We start from the raw sequence: 17,450 nt of genomic DNA on the forward strand, positions 1-17,450 counted from the left end.
GTTAAACAGCTTCCTTCGTGTTTGATTGTGATTCTTGATTTATTTTTTGTTTTTCTTTTTCAACTTGCTCTGAGCGCCAAATGCTATTCAACACATGCACCATGGCTTTTGCTGAAGATTCAACGATATCTGTCGCTAACCCCATCCCGTGGAACTTACGGTTATGGCATTCAACCACGATATCTACTTGGCCTAATGCATTTTCGCCGTGGCCTTTAGCTGACAACTGATAAGAGACTAACTTCATAGGGAATTGTGTAATGTTGCTGATAGCTTGGTAAATCGCATCAACGGGGCCATTACCGGTTGCAGCTTCAGATTTCACTTCATCACCACACTGCATTTTGACTGTTGCTGTCGCAACAATACTAGAGCCTGATTGCGTACTGAAATAGTCCATTACGAAGTGGTCAGTTTCATCTTGTTGTTTAGTAAAGAAAGCCAAGGCTTCTAAGTCATAGTCAAACACTTGACCTTTTTTATCGGCTAAATTCAAAAATGCAGTATATAATTCATCCAATTTGAAGTCTTTACCTTCGTGATACCCCATTTCCTCCATACGGTGCTTAACAGCGGCACGGCCTGAACGTGAGGTTAAATTCAGTTGTTGTTCTTTTAAACCAATGGACTCAGGCGTCATGATTTCATAGGTTTCGCGGTTTTTCAGTACGCCATCTTGGTGAATTCCTGATGAGTGAGCAAATGCGTTGCTGCCGACAACCGCTTTATTCGCTGGGATTGGTGTATTACATAATTGGCTAACTAATTGGCTGGTCCGGTAAATTTCTTTGTGATTAATATTGGTATGTACATTTAACATTTGCTCGCGCAATTTAATTGCCATAATCACTTCTTCTAATGCCGTGTTGCCAGCGCGTTCACCTAAGCCATTAATTGTCCCTTCTACTTGGCGGGCACCGGCTTGCACGGCACTGATTGAGTTAGCAACCGACATCCCTAAATCATCATGGCAATGAACAGAAATAACGGCTTTATCGATATTTGGCACACGGTTATACAAATCAGTGATAATTCCACCAAATTGGTAAGGCGTTGTATAACCTACAGTATCTGGGATATTAATGGTGGTGGCTCCCGCATTTATAGCCGTTTCTACAATGCGGCACAAATTGTCAGGGTCAGTACGGCCGGCGTCTTCACAGGAGAATTCAACGTCGTCGGTATAGCGTCTAGCGCGCTTGATGGAATTGATTGCCATATCCATTACGCCATCAAAGGATTTATTTAATTTTTTCTCCATATGCAAGTTGGAGGTGGCTAAGAAAATATGAATACGAAAGGCTTCAGCGACCTTTAATGACTCGGCTGCAACATCAATATCATTTTCAATACAACGTGCTAATGCACAAATTCGGCTATTTTTGATTTCTCTGGCAATGGTTTGAACGGACTCGAAGTCACCTGGTGAAGAGACTGGGAAACCGGCTTCAATGATATCAACGCCTAAACGTTCTAACGCAAAGGCGATTTGTAATTTTTCTTTGACTGATAAACTAGCCTGTAATGCCTGCTCACCGTCGCGTAAGGTGGTATCAAAGATAATGACTTGGTTGCTCATATTGTGTTCCTCATATCGAATTTTGTTTTTACTGAGTGTTATGTTCTTCCAAAGCCGCAGGCATAAAAAAACCCGCGGTTGCGCGGGTTCTTAATGTTTGTGGACAGTTTGTTTCTATTTTTCGTCCATAAGCATACCGCGCAAATTTAATGCGAGTAGTAGTAGGCTTAGTAGGCGAATAGAAAATGTCATTGCAACCGTCTCTCTTGAGTATCTTAATTAAACTGTATTTATTGATACGTTATCTTAAAGTTAATGTCAATCATAGATTTTTAGCATATTTTTACTAATCATGAATTATGGCTTTTAGTTGGTGGTTGTTGCTATTTTTTTGGTGTAACTCTTCTGTTTTGTCTGGATTTTTATGTAATTATAAGGGTAAAATTCTTTAATCAGGCATTGTCTAAGTATTGGTTTGGTTTAATGTGTTGAATTTTATAATGTTTTTCTATTTTCCTATGAGTTAAAGTTCAACGCAAGGAATGAATCACCTACACCAATGCTTTTTAATTAAGTTAATTATCTAATAAATGAGTATTTAAAAAATAATCTGATAATGAGGATATTTATTGATTCTAAATACGATTTATTATGATTTCTTGCAAAAATTGCTTTATTATTTTTACGGTGAGTGATTGCAAGTCTAATTAGTAGTTATCACTCATTATTTTGATGAATATTTACGTTTTATGATGATATTTATACTGCAAGTTTAATTAATAGGTTAAGTAATATAAACGTCGTTTTAATAAATGCAGGGAAAGCGAAATAGCTTATTATCTATAAGTTGTTTTAAGAATAATATTTAATGAATTTATATATTCGTCGGTTTCTTTAGATGAATGACTCTTTTCGTTAATGAAAAATGATAAATATATTAGTGGAGTAAAAAATGACTGATTTTGATACAATTTCAACAGCTAAAAAAGATAGTAGCGATATTCATTTACGTAATGTTGATCTTAACCTATTAACGGTTTTTGACGTGGTTATGCAGATGCAAAACGTGACAAAAGCTGCGCAAGTTCTAGGGATGTCTCAGCCTGCAGTAAGTAATGCAGTTTCACGTTTAAAATCAATGTTTAATGACGAGTTATTTGTGCGGTATGGGCGTGGTATTCAGCCGACATCGCGTGCTAAACAATTATTTGGGCCTATTAGGCAAGCATTACAATTAGTTCATAATGAATTACCTAGCGCAGGTTTTAACCCACAAAATAGTGATCGGGTATTTAATTTATCTATCTGTTCACCGTTAGATATTCGCCTAGCTGCTATTATTGTCGAAAAATTTAAGGTAGTTTCGCCTAATATTAATATAATCATTCATTCTTTTATGGGTGATAAAATTGCTCATCAATTAAAATACCAAGAAATGGATTTCTTCCTTGGCTATAATCAATTAGAAAAGACGGAATTTCAACATCAGGTTTTATTTGATGACGAATTGGTATTAGTGGTGGCAAATCATCATCCACGTATTGGTAATTCAATTTCTGAAACTGAACTAAATAATGAACGCCACGCTATTATGTCAATGGATAACATGGGGTCATTTAGTAAACCTTATTATAATAATACTGAGTTATCGCATACGGTTAGTTATCAAGGGACTGACTTAAATAGTGTATTGAGTATTGTTGCTCAAACTGATCTCGTGGCTATTGTGCCAAAATGGTTAGTTAATCATCACGTTGGGCAACTTAAATTACGTACGTTAACGTTACCTTGGCTTAAGGATACACTGCCTTGTTACTTAACTTGGCATGAATCAACGGTTAGGGATAAAGGCCATCAATGGATGAAGTCTCAATTCAATCAATTGATTGAGGAACTCTCTGAACAGCCTGTTGCGGCATAACACGCCTATTTAAAATATTAGAGGTTGTAGGCTATCTCGAACTGATGAGAAAGAAATAGCTCATTTTGTTAAGGGACAATAACAAATGAAATTGTCCCTTAAGGCCAACAACCTCTATATTTCTGCAAACGTGCTTATAACAAAATATACATGCCAACAAGCTGATTAACTCATTATCGTAGGTGCTATGGTGAGTTTTGTAGCAGACATAACATTTGCAAAAAATTTACATATAAATGCTTTTCACGCATCTCTTTAGTCGATACACTGCGAATATTCAGCTAACACTTGTAAGCTGAAATAATAAGAATGGTTAAGTGCTTGTGAATGTGCCGAGTAGCTTATATCGATAATGACTTATAGGGAATAAACTTTGATTACTGAAAATCTATATCCATACCACTTGGTTAATCGCTTACGTAGCAGGGTTACTGCACAAGAATCAGCGAACCGGATAGCTTTCAGTCAATGGGATAACGGGCAACGTAGCTCATTAACGTGGGGGGAGGTTGGCGATCGCACTTCAGCAATTTCTCGACACCTCTTAGCATTAAACGTTATCGCACAAGAAAATATTGGGTTATTTGCCCACAACAGTATGAATTGGTCATTAGTGGATTTTGCCGCGTTACAAATTAGGGCGGTCACGGTGCCACTTTATGCGACTAGCAGTGTCGAGCAAGCTGCGTATATTATTAACGACGCAAATATTAAAGTGTTATTTGTTGGGGAAGAGGCGCAATATCAAGTTGCATGCCAGTTACCCGCTCTTTGCCCTCAATTAACCACGATTGTTGTGATGAATGACAATGTTAAGTTGGCTGATATTTCAATCAACACCATGCATTTATCCACGTTTATGGCGCAATCACAAACCGCATACCAAGCAGAACTGGATGAACGCATCGCTGCGCATAATCTCAGTGATTTATTTACCATCATCTATACATCAGGTACTACCGGAGAACCCAAAGGCGTTATGTTGGATTACTACAACATGGCTGCGCAGCTGTATCTCCATGACGAACGATTACAACTCACCGCTGATGATGTTTCTTTAAGTTTTTTACCACTTTCACATGTTTTTGAACGTGCGTGGAGCTTTTACGTTATGCACGTTGGAGCACTAAACGTTTATTTAACGGATACCAATCAGGTTCGGGAAGCATTAGCTGAGGTAAAACCGACAGTAATGTGTGCGGTTCCACGTTTTTATGAAAAAGTTTATTCAGCAATACACAGTAAAGTGGCAAAAGCACCTTTAGTACGTAGGGCACTATTTCGCTGTGCATTATCCCTTGGCAGAAGCCGAGTGAAAGCCTTAGCAAAAGGCCGCAAACCCTCTTTTATTAACCGCGCTATTTTCCCGATGGTCGACAAACTGGTCCTCAATAAAATTCGTGAAGGGTTAGGGGGGCGAATTCGGTTCATGCCAGCTGCAGGTGCCCGTCTTGATGACGATGTGATTGCATTTTTCCTTTCTGCAGGGGTAAACATTAAATACGGCTATGGTATGTCAGAAACCTGTGCCACGGTATCTTGCTGGGAAGAAGGGAAATACCCATTAGGCTCGATTGGTACACCACTATCTTCTGTTTCAGTGCGTATTGGTAAAGACGATGAAATACAAGTAAAAGGGCCGGTGGTTATGAAAGGCTATTACAACCGCCCGATTGAAACCTTAGATACATTTACAGCGGATGGCTGGTTAAAAACAGGTGATGCAGGGAAAATTGACGAACAAGGTAATTTATATATTACAGATAGACTAAAAGATTTAATGAAAACGTCTAATGGAAAATATATTGCACCGCAGATGATTGAAGGCGTATTAGGGCAAGACAAGTTTATTGAACACATCGCAGTCATTGCCGATGCTCGTAAGTTTGTTTCAGCGCTTATTGTGCCTTGCTATGACAGCTTAGAAGAATATGCCCATTCAATAAACCTGAAATATCGAGATCGTTTAGAACTCTTAAAAGACTCGAATATTGTGGCATTATTCGAAAGTCGCTTAAAAGATTTACAAAAGAATATCGAAAATTTCCATCAAGTTAAGCGTTTTACATTGCTACCAACCACATTTTCAATGGAAAAAGGTGAATTAACGCCGACTTTAAAGCTACGTCGTAAAATCATTTCTGAGCGCTATCAATTAGAAATTGAATCGATGTACAAAGAATAATTTACCATTTAATTATCTGGCTTACCTGTATTATGGGTAAGTCAGGTCTTGTTTTTGTTCTGTTTTTATTTATTCATTCAAATAATAGCTCAATATTAAAAATTGTAACGGTTCCAACTAATTAAAGTTGCACTGTTTTTTCATTCATGCCAGTCATTTTTCCTTCTATTATTTTCATACGCAGTCAATTTATCTATCAAATTCCCATGTTCAAGATGATGTGAAAGTTTCGTGATCCTTGCACTGAAATGGTGTTTGCTTCGTTTCAGCCGGAGAGATATGTTAATAGTACGAATTTCACTATTTAAATGATAAAAATAAAGAGGTAGAGCATACCTCTTCACTTGCAAATAATGTCTGGGGGCAAACTCATGGAGATGTTGTCGGGAGCGGAAATGGTCGTCAAATCGTTGATTGACCAAGGAGTAAAGCACGTGTTTGGTTATCCAGGCGGTGCCGTATTGGATATTTATGATGCACTTCATACTGTTGGCGGGGTAGAACACATATTAGTGCGTCATGAACAGGCTGCGGTGCATATGGCTGATGGTTATGCACGTTCAACAGGAGATGTTGGGGTCGTGTTAGTGACATCGGGGCCAGGGGCAACGAATGCGATTACGGGTATTGCGACAGCTTATATGGATTCAGTACCGATGGTGGTGTTATCGGGGCAGGTTGCCAGTTCGCTAATTGGTAATGATGCGTTTCAAGAATGCGACATGGTTGGGATTTCAAGGCCAATAGTAAAGCACAGTTTTTTAATTAAAAGCGCAGAAGAAATTCCTGAAACCATCAAGAAAGCTTTTTATATTGCGGCAAGTGGGCGTCCTGGGCCTGTAGTTATTGATTTCCCTAAAGACACCGTTAACCCTGCCTTGAAGTTTGCTTATCGTTATCCAGAAAATGTTTCTTTGCGTTCTTATAACCCAACGCTGCAAGGCCACAAAGGTCAAATCAAAAAAGCGTTAACTAAATTGGTTTCGGCAAAAAAACCGGTTTTTTATATTGGCGGGGGAGCGATTAACGCGAATTGCTCTGCTGAACTTATTGAGTTGGCAGAAAAACTACAATTACCAGTAGTATCAACCTTAATGGGGTTAGGAGCTTTCCCAGAAACTCACAAGCAGTCTGTCGGGATGCTTGGAATGCATGGAACCTATGAAGCTAATAAGGTTATGCATAACTCAGATGTGATTTTTGCTGTTGGTGTTCGTTTTGATGATAGAACAACGAACAACTTAGAAAAATACTGCCCAAATGCGACTGTTATCCAAATTGATGTTGACCCAACGTCTATCTCAAAAACGGTTAATGCGGACATCCCAATCGTGGGTGATGCGAAACTTACATTAAAGCAAATGTTAGGTCAGTTAGACCAGGCTTCAGCAAAACAAGATAACCAAGCGCTCACTGCATGGTGGAAAGAAATTGAACAGTGGCGTAGTAAACAATGTTTACGTTACGAAACCAGCCCAACAAAAGTTAAGCCACAACAAGCTATTGAAATGATTTACCGTTTAACGAAAGGTGAAGCGTATGTGACATCTGACGTCGGGCAGCACCAAATGTTTGCCGCATTATATTATCCCTTTGATAAACCTCGTCATTGGATAAATTCTGGAGGTCTTGGCACGATGGGCTTTGGTTTACCTGCTGCATTAGGGGTGAAATTAGCGCATCCAAAATCGACAGTTGTTTGTGTGACCGGGGACGGCAGTATCCAAATGAACATTCAGGAGCTTTCAACAGCCCTGCAATATGGTTTACCGGTTTTAGTACTCAACTTAAACAATGGTTTCTTAGGCATGGTAAAACAATGGCAAGATATGATTTATCAAGGCCGCCATTCGCAATCCTACATGCAATCATTGCCTGATTTCATCAAGTTAGCGCAAGCTTATGGCCACGTTGGTATTTCGATAACAACACCTGATGAGCTGGAAGAAAAACTAAAACAAGCCCTTGTTGAAGTAAATGAAAATCAGCGATTAGTCTTCGTTGACGTAAATATTGATGAAACTGAGCACGTTTATCCAATGCAGATCCGTGGCGGCGCAATGGATGAAATGTGGTTGAGCAAAACAGAGAGGACCTGATCATGCGTCGTATTTTATCCGTTTTATTAGAAAATGAATCAGGTGCTTTGTCCCGTGTCATAGGTCTGTTCTCTCAGCGTGGTTATAATATTGAAAGTTTGACCGTGGCGCCAACGGACGATCCAACATTGTCACGTATGACTATCCAAACTAAAGGGGATGCAAAAGTTCTTGAGCAAATTGAGAAACAATTGCATAAATTGGTTGATGTGCTGCGTGTCAGTGAGCTGACGGCGTCAGCACATATTGAACGTGAAATCATGTTAGTGAAGCTACAGGCCTCTGGATATGGGCGTGATGAAGTGAAGCGCTGTGCGGATATTTTCCGTGGACAAATTGTTGATGTAACCCCAACGCTTTATACCGTTCAGCTAGCGGGAACAAGCGAAAAACTGGATGCCTTTATCGAATCAGTGCGTGGTGTTGCTGAAATTGTTGAAGTTGTACGCTCAGGGATCGTCGGAGTTTCACGCGGTGATAAAATTATGCGATGAAAAATTTATCTTCCGAAGGTAGAATAATCGCGTTTAAGGCCCCGAATGATTCGGGGCTATTCCCAAAATTGTAAAGAGGTTAACGTGAAACTGGATGAGATAGCCCGTCTAGCGGGTGTTTCCCGCACAACGGCTAGTTATGTGATCAACGGCAAGGCCAAGCAGTATCGAGTCAGCGATAAAACTGTAGAAAAAGTGATGGCAGTCGTCAGAGAGCACAATTACCATCCAAATGCAGTTGCTGCGGGGCTACGAGCAGGGCGTACCCGTTCTATAGGGTTAGTGATCCCAGACTTGGAAAATACCAGCTATACCCGTATAGCAAATTACCTTGAAAGGCAGGCGCGTCAACGTGGTTATCAACTACTAATAGCATGCTCAGAAGACCAACCTGACAATGAAATTCGTTGTGTTGAGCACCTTTTGCAACGACAAGTTGACGCCATTATTGTTTCGACAGCTTTACCGCCGGAACACCCGTTTTATCAGCGTTGGGCGAACCGTTCTTTACCGATTATCGCACTTGATAGAGCCCTTGAAAAAGAGCATTTTATTAGTGTCGTTGGTGATGACCAAGAAGATGCTTTCATGATTTCAGCAGAATTACGTAAGTTTAATGCTGAATCCGTATTGTATTTGGGGGCGTTACCTGAGCTGTCTGTCAGCTATTTACGCGAGCAAGGTTTCCGTAAAGCATGGCATGAAGACCCGCGCAAGATTGATTATCTGTATGCAAATAGCTATGAACGCGATTCAGCAGCAGAGGTTTTTGCACATTGGCTTGATAGCGGTAACGAGATGCCTGACGCGTTATTTACAACATCATTTTCCTTACTACAAGGTGTATTAGATGTTGCGTTGAAACGTAGTGGTCGTTTACCTGAGCACATGGTCATTGCCACATTTGGTGATAATGAGTTATTAGATTTTCTCGAGTGCCCAGTGCTTTCCCTTGCACAACGCCATAGGGATATCGCTGAACGTATTTTAGAATTAGTACTTGCCAGCCTTGATGAAAAGCAAAAACCAGAACCTGGTATTACTCGTATTCGCCGTGATTTATGCCGTCGTGGAAGTTTAGGTCGTAAGCAGTAGTAAATAAGCAGTAGTAAAATAGACTTAACTTTAATCGAACAGTGAATATTTACACGATAATGAGTGATGTTGGTCACAATAATGAGTAATATAACGGCCCCTATCTTGTAGGGGCTTTTTTTTTATAAGCTAAAAGTAGGTAAATATTTAACTTTAGGATTTATCTTAAGATATTTATTGCTGATTTTAAAATGAAAGCTAAATCGGATGATTAAATTAATATAAATTTATTGTAGATGTATTACTGATTTGTGCGATAAATATTTAAAATTAAATACTGTTTATTAAAACAGTTATTTATTATGTTGATATTTAATGGTTTTATTTTTTTTTCGGGGTGTTTTTACCATTGTTAGATATTAATGATTATTTGGGGACTCAATAAAAGTAAATAACCGGTACAAGATATACTGATTAAAAATGAGACTTAAGTTGAATTTATAATGATTTGTATGATTTTGCAGCAATCTAGAGTGATCTCGCTTATTTAAGTTGCACTTTATAAAATATATTAATTATATCAACTTGTTATTTCGCATTTTCTTTCCAAGTCATATTTTACCTACCCTTATTTTTTCTGAATTGTTCTGTAAATAAAGCTAAAGCTGAGTGCGACTGGCTTGACAACGTTTTCATACCATTCGTAAACTTTATATGTGGTGAATTGTGGGGTAAAGTGGGTGGCTTGGAAATAAAAGGGGTTTAATCGGGTATGTTTCGTGGGGCAACACTGGTTAATCTCGACAGCAAAGGGCGTCTAACCGTGCCGACTCGTTATCGAGGAATGCTGAACGAGGAATCGAAAGGGCAAATGGTTTGTACCATTGACCTTCACCAGCCATGTCTGCTGCTTTATACCTTACCTGAGTGGGAGATTATCGAAGAAAAGCTTTCTCGGTTATCGACGATGAACCCTGCTGAACGACGCGTGCAACGGCTGTTATTGGGCCATGCAAGTGAATGCCAAATGGACAACGCGGGGCGTCTTTTGTTAGCCAGTACATTGCGTCAACACGCAGGGCTAACCAAAGAGGTCATGTTGGTTGGCCAGATTAATAAATTTGAACTTTGGGATGAACAAACTTGGTATCAGCAAGTGGAAGATGATATTGCCGCTGAGCGCCTTACCAATGAACCACTTTCAGCCCGCTTACAGGATTTGTCACTTTAATAATGACGCAACAGCAATTTAAACACGTAACAGTATTACTGGATGAAGCCGTTAATGGCTTAAACATTAAACCTAACGGTATCTACATTGATGGCACATTTGGTCGTGGTGGTCATTCAAGGTTGATATTAAGTCAGCTTGGCGAAAATGGTCGTTTAATCGCCATAGACCGTGACCCAGAGGCAATAAAAGCGGCTCAAACTATTGATGACCCTCGTTTTATGATTAAACATGGCCCATTTTCTGCGATTGCAGAGTATGTGGAAGAAGAAGGGTTAGTCGGGCAAATTGATGGCGTACTGCTGGATTTAGGCGTTTCTTCACCCCAGTTAGATGACCCTGAACGCGGTTTTTCCTTTATGCGTGACGGGCCGTTAGATATGAGGATGGACCCAACCAAAGGGCAATCTGCACAGCAATGGTTGATGGACGCAGAAGCGGATGACATAGCTTGGGTTTTAAAAACTTTTGGTGAAGAGCGTTTTGCTAAACGAATTGCGAGAGCGATTGTTGAGCGTAACCATAACCCGGAAGAAGAACCGTTAACACGCACACGGCATCTTGCTGAATTAATTGCAAAAGTTAGCCCAATGAAAGACCGACATAAGCACCCAGCAACGCGTAGCTTCCAAGCCATTCGAATTTATATCAACAGTGAATTGGAAGAAATAGAAAAAGCGTTAGAAGGCGCAATGAACGTTTTAGCACCACAAGGGCGTTTATCAGTTATCAGTTTCCATTCGTTGGAAGACAGGTTAGTAAAACGGTTTATTCGCAAAAATAGTAAAGGTCCATCGGTGCCAGCAGGTATTCCTCTAACTGAAGCGCAGATTAAAGAGTTAGGTACAGCGCAGTTACGTGACCTAGGTAAGATGAAACCTTCGGAAAACGAAATTGATGAAAATCCACGCGCACGTAGTTCCGTGTTGCGGTTTGCTGAGAAGGCGGCGGAATAATGGTTCCAGAAAGGCACAGCCTAGCTCGCGTCATTGGGCGTGATTTATTTCGTTATGGCATCGTTCCTTTGATTTTATTAGTGGCAATTATTATCAGTGCTGTTTTTGTGGTAACAACGGCACATGAAACGCGTTTACTAACGGCCGCAAAAGATAAGTTGTATGAAGAAAAAGACTTGTTAGATATCGAATGGCGTAATTTGATCCTTGAAGAAAACGCCCTTGCGAGCCATAGCCGAATAGAACGTTTATCGGTTGAAAAATTACAGATGGTGCAAGTTGAACCATCACAAGAAAAAATTATTGTTTCTAAGCAATAAAAAGGTTCCTAATGAAAGCACCAAAAACAGCGAAAAATAAGAAACAAGAAGAAAGTACCAGCTTTGTCCGCTGGCGCTTTATTTTGCTGTGCGGATGCATTGTCTTAGCGTTAGCAGGGTTGCTAACGCGGGTGGCTTATCTGCAAATTATTGCGCCAGAGAAACTGGTGAAAGAAGGCGATATGCGCTCTTTACGAGTGCAAGAAGTTGCGACATCACGAGGTATGATTAGCGACCGAGAAGGGCGGCAACTTGCCGTGAGTGTGCCAGTCAATGCGATCTGGGCAGACCCCAAAGAGGTATTTGAAAAAGGGGGAATAAGCAATGACGAGCACTGGAAAGCACTGGCAGACGCACTTGAAATTCCATTAGAACAAATTACGAGCAAAATATCGGCCAATCCAAGAGGCCGTTTTGTGTATTTAGCGCGCCAAGTTAACCCATCTATTGGTGATTACGTTAAAAAATTAAAAATACCGGGTATTTACTTACGCAAAGAATCTCGTCGTTATTACCCATCAGGCCCAGTTACCGCTCACTTACTGGGGGTAACAAACATTGATGGTGAAGGGATTGAAGGCGTCGAAAAAAGCTTTGACCGTTGGTTAAAAGGTGCGCCGGGTGAACGTACAGTCCGTAAAGACCGTAATGGGCGAGTGATTGAAACCATTTCGTCTATTGACAGCCAAGCTGCGCATAATCTGACATTAAGTATTGATGAACGTATTCAATCCATTGTTTACCGTGAATTAACACGTGGCGTGCAGGAAAATAAAGCGGAATCGGGTGTGGCAATTTTAGTTGATGTTCATACCGGTGAAATTTTAGCAATGGCGAATAGCCCATCCTATAACCCAAATAACTTAACGGGTACATCAATGGATGCGATGCGTAACCGCGCCATTACGGATATTTTTGAGCCGGGCTCAACAGTAAAACCTATGGTGGTAATGAGTGCGCTACATAACAAAATTATTAAAGAAAACTCAGTAATTAATACTTATCCGTATCGTATTAGTGGTCATGAGATCAAGGACGTAGCACGATACGCTGAGCTAACTATTACTGGGATTTTACAGAAGTCGAGTAACGTAGGTGTTTCAAAACTTGCGTTAGCGATGCCTGCCACTGAGCTGGTGGATGTGTATAGCCGCTTTGGGTTTGGCAAGCCGACTAATCTGGGGTTAGTCGGGGAAAGTAGTGGCATCTTTCCAAGTAAAAAAACACGGTGGTCTGATTTAGAAAGGGCCACCTTTTCTTTTGGCTACGGGCAAATGGTAACACCGTTACAGTTAGCGCGAGCCTATGCAACGATAGGGAGTTTCGGTATTTACCGGCCTCTATCAATCACTAAAGTTGACCCTCCCGTGCCAGGGACGCGTGTTTTTCCTGAGCCAATTATGCGTACTGTGGTGCATATGATGGAGAGTGTAGCTCTACCCGGCGGCGGGGGAGCTCGAGCAGCCATTAAAGGCTATCGCATTGCCATTAAAACCGGTACAGCAAAAAAAGTGGGCCCTGAAGGGCGCTATGTTAATAAATATTTAGCTTATGCCGCAGGTGTTGCGCCTGCGAGTAATCCACGCTATGCGTTAGTTGTGCTTATCAATGAGCCAAGTGCAGGTAAATACTATGGTGGTGCGGTTTCTGCCCCCGTATTTGGCTCAATCATGGGTGGGGTCTTGCGGTTGATGAACGTTGAACCCGACGCATTGCAACCAAACGAACAAAATGAAATCGTAAATAGTCAAAAAGAGGTTAAAAGTGGCAGATCGTAATCTTTGTGATCTACTCTCACCCTTTGGTGTGAGCACAACTCCAATCTCACTGCGTGAGATGACGCTAGACAGTCGAAAGGCTGCCGCGGGCGATCTGTTTATTGCAATAAAAGGTCATCAATCGGATGGGCGACACTATATTCCTCAAGCGATTGCTCAAGGGGTTTCCGCTGTAATAGCAGAGGCGGAAGGTGAAGCCGTTGAAGGCGAAATTCGTTTCGTTCATGGCGTACCTGTTATTTATTTGAATGACCTGAATAACCGTTTATCTGCACTGGCCGGTGAGTTTTACCACCAACCTTCTGCAAAAATGAAACTCGTTGGTGTGACGGGGACTAACGGTAAAACCACCACCACACAATTAATTGCTCAGTGGGCTCAAGGGCTAGGGGAAACTAGCGCAGTAATGGGAACCGTGGGTAATGGCCTATTAGGCCATGTGTCACCAAGCGAAAATACCACGGGCTCTGCGGTAGATATTCAACTTGAATTGACCCAGTTATTGAACCAAAAAGCAACATTAACAGCGATGGAAGTTTCTTCCCATGGATTAGTACAAGGCCGTGTCGCAGACTTACAGTTCGATGCCGCTGTGTTCACTAATTTAAGCCGTGATCACCTTGATTATCACGGCGATATGGAAAGCTATGAAGCCGCGAAATGGTTATTGTTTTCCACACATAATACAAAATCGCAAATCATCAATGCGGATGATGCGATTGGTTTGAAATGGCTGCAGCGTATACCACAAGCGTGCGCGGTGACCATGGAAAACAAAATTCCTCAAGATTGGCAAGGCCCATGGTTAAAAGCAACGGAAGTTGAATACCACGACAAAGGCGCCACTATCCATTTTGAATCCTCGTGGGGAAATGGTGACTTTGAAAGCCCATTTATGGGAGCATTTAATGTCAGCAACTTATTAGTGGCAATGGCAACTTTGCTGATGATGGACTATCCGTTAAACAAACTGCTGGCTGCTACATCTTCATTGTCACCAGTTTGCGGCCGTATGGAAGTGTTTAGTGCACCGAATAAACCGACAGTTGTTGTTGATTATGCGCATACTCCTGATGCCTTAGAAAAAGCCTTAGCGGCAGCACGCTTACATTGCAAAGGGCAATTATGGTGTGTATTTGGTTGCGGTGGTGACCGTGACAAAGGTAAGCGCCCTCTGATGGGAGCCGCAGCAGAAGAATATGCAGATAAAATCGTGATCACAGATGACAACCCGCGCAGCGAAGACCCTATCGACATTATTAATGACATCATGGCTGGACTATTAGATTCCAGCCGTGCCTTGGCCATTCCAGGTCGTCCAGAAGCAGTGACAAACACCATTTTGCAGGCATCTCCTGATGATGTGATTGTGATTGCAGGCAAAGGTCATGAAGATTATCAAATTATTGGTCAGCGCAAGCTAGATTACTCCGACCGTTTAACGGTGGCACGTTTGTTGGGGGTAATCGCATGATCTCTTTAACACTCGCTCAGCTGGCACAGATTACCCAAGGGCAGATTGAGTCTGCTCCAGATACCAATGTTTTGATTAGCTCTGTTAGTACCGATAGCCGCAAAATTGCTGAAAATTGCCTATTTATTGCCTTAAAAGGTGAACGCTTCGACGCCCATGATTTCGCACAACAAGTGGTGGTTACGGGAGCTAAAGCGTTACTTGTTGAGCGCAAGCTGAATGTAGATTGCCCACAAGTTATCGTGAAAGACTCGCGTATTGCGATGGGCCAATTGGCTGCATGGGTTCGTCAGCAGAGCAGAGCTCGAATCGTTGGCTTGACGGGGTCTTCGGGCAAAACATCTGTTAAAGAAATGACAGCATCTATTTTATCTGAGCGCGGTAAAACCTTATATACCGCCGGTAATTTAAACAACGATATTGGTGTGCCTTTGACACTATTTCGTTTAACAAATGATGATGAATTCGCTGTGATAGAAATGGGTGCTAATCACCCTAATGAAATCGCCTACACAACCAATATTGTTAAACCAGAAGCGGCGTTAGTTAACAATTTATTTGCTGCGCACTTAGCGGGCTTTGGTTCACCGGAAGGGGTTGCGACAGCCAAAGGTGAAATTTATCAAGGTGTTCCAGAAGAAGGAACCGCAATTGTTAACCTTGATAGCTACAGTGAAAAATGGCAGTTTCAGCCACGCCAAACTGTTTGGTATTACTCGCTAACTTCACAAGCAAAAGCGGATTTCTATCCTTCTGATATTCAAGTGAAACAGCTAACAACAGATTTTGTGTTACATACCCCTGTTGGTAGTGTCGATATCACCTTGCCATTACCAGGGCGGCATAACATTGCTAATGTGTTAGCGGCAAGTGCATTGGCGATTTCTGTCGGCGCTAGCCTAGAAGATATCAAAAACGGCATAGCAAAAACGCAAGCGGTACCTGGGCGTTTATACCCTGTGCGCTTGAGTGAACACAAAGTGGTATTAGATGACACTTATAACGCCAATGATGGCTCGATGATCGCAGCAATTCAGGTCCTCGAAAAAATGCCGGGTTACCGCATCTTAGTGGTAGGGGATATGGGGGAACTGGGTGATTATGCCGAAGATTGCCACCAACGTGTAGGTGTTGCCGCTAAGCAGGCGGGTTTAGATAAGGTATTCAGTGTTGGTCAGTTAAGTGAGTTGATCAGCCAATTTAGTGAGTGTGGTGAGCACTTCACAGTGAAAGCAGATTTATTAACCCGACTAATTCCGCTAGCGCAGCAGAAGGACGTTGTTTCTATTTTAGTTAAAGGTTCACGCAGCTCCGCGATGGAAGATGTTGTGAATGCATTGAAGGAGTGCTTCGAATGTTAGTCTGGCTTGCCGAAATGTTAGTCCACAAGTTTTCTGTTCTGAACGTCTTTTCTTATTTGACGTTCAGGGCCATTGTCGGTTTGCTGACGGCACTCGCCATTGCTCTGTGGATGGGGCCTCATTTAATTGCTTACCTGCAGAAAATGCAAATTGGTCAAGTCGTTCGTAACGAAGGCCCTGAGTCTCACTTTAGTAAGCGTGGGACCCCAACTATGGGCGGGTTATTGATTTTATTTTCAATTACCGTTTCAACATTGTTATGGGCTCGATTAGACAACCCTTACGTTTGGTGTGTACTACTCGTGCTAGTTGGGTATGGCATTGTCGGTTTTGTTGACGACTACCGGAAAGTGGTTCGTAAAGACACTCGTGGCTTAATCGCGCGTTGGAAATATTTCTGGCAATCCGTGATTGCGTTAATTGTTGCCTTTTCCATGTACGCGATTGGTAAAGATACCCCAGCAACTCAGTTAGTTGTACCATTTTTCAAAGACGTAATGCCACAACTGGGCATGCTGTATATTTTGCTGACCTATTTTGTGATTGTTGGAACCAGTAACGCAGTAAACCTAACCGATGGCTTGGATGGCTTAGCTATCATGCCAACGGTATTTGTTGCCGCAGGTTTTGCATTAGTGGCATGGGCAACAGGTAACGTCAACTTTGCCAGTTACTTACATATTCCATTTTTACCCCATGCAGGTGAACTGGTGATTGTCTGTACTGCCATTGTGGGGGCAGGGTTAGGTTTCTTATGGTTTAACACATACCCAGCGCAAGTATTTATGGGCGATGTCGGCTCATTGGCGCTTGGCGGTGCACTGGGGACTATTGCGGTATTACTGCGCCAAGAGTTTTTATTAGTGATTATGGGCGGTGTGTTCGTCGTTGAGACGCTGTCAGTTATTTTACAAGTCGGTTCATTTAAATTGCGTGGACAACGTATTTTCCGTATGGCACCAATTCACCACCATTATGAATTGAAGGGTTGGCCAGAACCACGTGTTATCGTGCGTTTCTGGATTATCTCGTTAATGCTAGTCCTGATTGGGCTGGCAACCTTGAAGGTGCGTTAAG

At 41.7% G+C, this 17,450-nt stretch carries 13 protein-coding genes; 12 read left to right on the forward strand and 1 reads right to left on the reverse strand.

The features are described 5' to 3' along the window. Position 1: 1 nt before the first annotated feature. Entirely contained in the window at positions 2-1,579 is a 1,578-nt protein-coding gene (gene leuA / locus P3L40_RS07105) for a 2-isopropylmalate synthase (protein WP_004262054.1), read from the reverse strand. Between the two features lie 892 nt (positions 1,580-2,471). On the opposite strand from leuA, the gene leuO reads away from it, so the two are divergent. The 12 genes from leuO (at position 2,472) to mraY (ending at position 17,449) form a co-directional block, all read left to right on the forward strand. Next, on the forward strand, positions 2,472-3,440 hold the full coding sequence (leuO, locus tag P3L40_RS07110; protein WP_110592165.1) for a transcriptional regulator LeuO: 969 nt from the start codon (positions 2,472-2,474) through the stop codon (positions 3,438-3,440). A 373-nt stretch (positions 3,441-3,813) separates the two neighbouring features. Further along, positions 3,814-5,625: an AMP-dependent synthetase/ligase gene (locus P3L40_RS07115; protein ID WP_036958469.1), complete on the forward strand. Its 1,812-nt coding sequence runs from the start codon at positions 3,814-3,816 to the stop codon at positions 5,623-5,625. 371 nt (positions 5,626-5,996) lie between these two features. Beyond that, positions 5,997-7,724 carry an acetolactate synthase 3 large subunit gene (gene ilvI, locus P3L40_RS07120; RefSeq protein ID WP_036958468.1) on the forward strand — a complete coding sequence of 576 codons (1,728 nt, stop codon included), beginning with the start codon at positions 5,997-5,999 and terminating at the stop codon, positions 7,722-7,724. Positions 7,725-7,726: 2 nt separating this feature from the next. After that, positions 7,727-8,218 carry an acetolactate synthase small subunit gene (gene ilvN / locus P3L40_RS07125; RefSeq protein ID WP_004262045.1) on the forward strand — a complete coding sequence of 164 codons (492 nt, stop codon included), beginning with the start codon at positions 7,727-7,729 and terminating at the stop codon, positions 8,216-8,218. A gap of 84 nt (positions 8,219-8,302) precedes the next feature. Further along, complete coding sequence (cra, locus tag P3L40_RS07130; protein WP_094961381.1) at positions 8,303-9,313, forward strand: catabolite repressor/activator; 1,011 nt, start codon at positions 8,303-8,305, stop codon at positions 9,311-9,313. A gap of 712 nt (positions 9,314-10,025) precedes the next feature. Further along, positions 10,026-10,484, forward strand: a complete 459-nt coding sequence (gene mraZ, locus P3L40_RS07135) for a division/cell wall cluster transcriptional repressor MraZ (protein WP_004262043.1) — start codon at positions 10,026-10,028, stop codon at positions 10,482-10,484. Positions 10,485-10,486: 2 nt separating this feature from the next. Further along, complete coding sequence (gene rsmH / locus P3L40_RS07140; protein WP_136134540.1) at positions 10,487-11,440, forward strand: 16S rRNA (cytosine(1402)-N(4))-methyltransferase RsmH; 954 nt, start codon at positions 10,487-10,489, stop codon at positions 11,438-11,440. Next, the gene (gene ftsL / locus P3L40_RS07145; RefSeq protein WP_004262041.1) at positions 11,440-11,760 is read left to right on the forward strand and encodes a cell division protein FtsL; all 321 of its coding nucleotides are present in this window, start codon (positions 11,440-11,442) and stop codon (positions 11,758-11,760) included. Before rsmH ends, ftsL begins: the two co-directional genes overlap by 1 nt. 11 nt (positions 11,761-11,771) lie before the next feature. After that, positions 11,772-13,538 carry a peptidoglycan glycosyltransferase FtsI gene (gene ftsI / locus P3L40_RS07150; RefSeq protein ID WP_004262040.1) on the forward strand — a complete coding sequence of 589 codons (1,767 nt, stop codon included), beginning with the start codon at positions 11,772-11,774 and terminating at the stop codon, positions 13,536-13,538. Further along, positions 13,525-15,012 (forward strand): UDP-N-acetylmuramoyl-L-alanyl-D-glutamate--2,6-diaminopimelate ligase, encoded by a 1,488-nt coding sequence (gene murE, locus P3L40_RS07155; RefSeq protein WP_272693263.1) that lies wholly within the window; start codon positions 13,525-13,527, stop codon positions 15,010-15,012. The genes ftsI and murE overlap by 14 nt, the downstream gene beginning before the upstream one ends. Then, positions 15,009-16,373, forward strand: coding sequence for a UDP-N-acetylmuramoyl-tripeptide--D-alanyl-D-alanine ligase (gene murF, locus P3L40_RS07160; RefSeq protein WP_004262037.1), 1,365 nt, complete (start codon positions 15,009-15,011; stop codon positions 16,371-16,373). The genes murE and murF overlap by 4 nt, the downstream gene beginning before the upstream one ends. Further along, complete coding sequence (mraY, locus tag P3L40_RS07165) at positions 16,367-17,449, forward strand: phospho-N-acetylmuramoyl-pentapeptide-transferase (protein WP_004262035.1); 1,083 nt, start codon at positions 16,367-16,369, stop codon at positions 17,447-17,449. Before murF ends, mraY begins: the two co-directional genes overlap by 7 nt. Position 17,450 lies beyond the last annotated feature (1 nt).

Origin of the sequence: Providencia sp. PROV040 (assembly GCF_032706145.1) — a bacterium.
In the GTDB taxonomy this organism is placed as follows: domain Bacteria; phylum Pseudomonadota; class Gammaproteobacteria; order Enterobacterales; family Enterobacteriaceae; genus Providencia; species Providencia hangzhouensis.